The sequence below is a fragment of the Flavobacterium sedimenticola genome (assembly GCF_030053345.1).
GTDB lineage: Bacteria > Bacteroidota > Bacteroidia > Flavobacteriales > Flavobacteriaceae > Flavobacterium > Flavobacterium sedimenticola.
Genome location: NZ_JASGBP010000023.1, coordinates 1 through 811 on the forward strand (window position 1 = coordinate 1; position 811 = coordinate 811).

General features: G+C 34.9%; 1 protein-coding gene. It reads left to right on the forward strand.

Features of this window, described 5'->3' with window-relative positions; translation table 11 throughout:
• The first annotated feature begins 244 nt into the window (after window positions 1-244).
• Window positions 245-742 carry a CAP domain-containing protein gene (locus tag QHT84_RS14125; protein ID WP_283240218.1) on the forward strand — a complete coding sequence of 166 codons (498 nt, stop codon included), beginning with the start codon at window positions 245-247 and terminating at the stop codon, window positions 740-742.
• The last annotated feature ends 69 nt before the right edge of the window (window positions 743-811 follow it).

Below are 811 nucleotides of genomic sequence, written 5' to 3' on the forward strand. Positions count from 1 at the left end.
TAAACCACTCTTCGGAGTGGTTTTTTAGTTTTGTAAAGCAATAAAAAAGGATTGACAATACGCGTATAAGTAAGAAAATATCTTATAAAAATTAAAAAAACATGCATTTCATCGATTTTATTTGTATTTTAATCGATAAATAAAGTAATATTGTCTCACCAAATCAAACCATTTACGTTCTGTCAATATTAATCAATAAAGTGTTTGCCCCACATCTACTTTATTACAAACTTAACCTACTACTATGAAAGCAAAAATGTTTAGAGCATTGTTGCCCATTGCAATTGTGTTCACTATGGTATCTTGTTCTTCTGATTCATCAGAAACTGCCTCAAGCGACAGAGAAGTTGTAACGACCTACAATTACAACGAAACCGAGTTGAAGATTGTTACCTTAATCAACAACTACCGCCAGAGTATCGGCCTGAATACCTTGGAAGTTATCAATCACATCTCTTACAAATCGGAAGAGCATAATTTTTACATGATTGATAATAACGTGGTGAACCACGATTACTTTCAACAACGCGCTGACAATTTAATCAAAGTATTAGGAGCAGAGAGAGTAGGCGAGAATATTGCTTACAACTATCTCACGGCAGAGAGTGCATTTGCCGCGTGGATGAATTCTCCTGCACACAAAGCCAACATGGAAGGTGACTACACGCACTTAGGCATATCGGTAACGACCAATCCTGAAACAGGAAGAAAATATTACACCAACATGTTTATAAAAAAATAGTTTGATTATTGTTTTGTTTGATTTTGACAGATCACTAAAAACCCGGCTCTAAACCGGGTTTTTTATTTA

What these genes read in the sequence shown, in the direction of transcription:
- QHT84_RS14125 (WP_283240218.1), top strand. Translation starts at nt 245, where the DNA reads ATGAAAGCAAAAATGTTTAGAGCATTGTTGCCCATTGCAATTGTGTTC.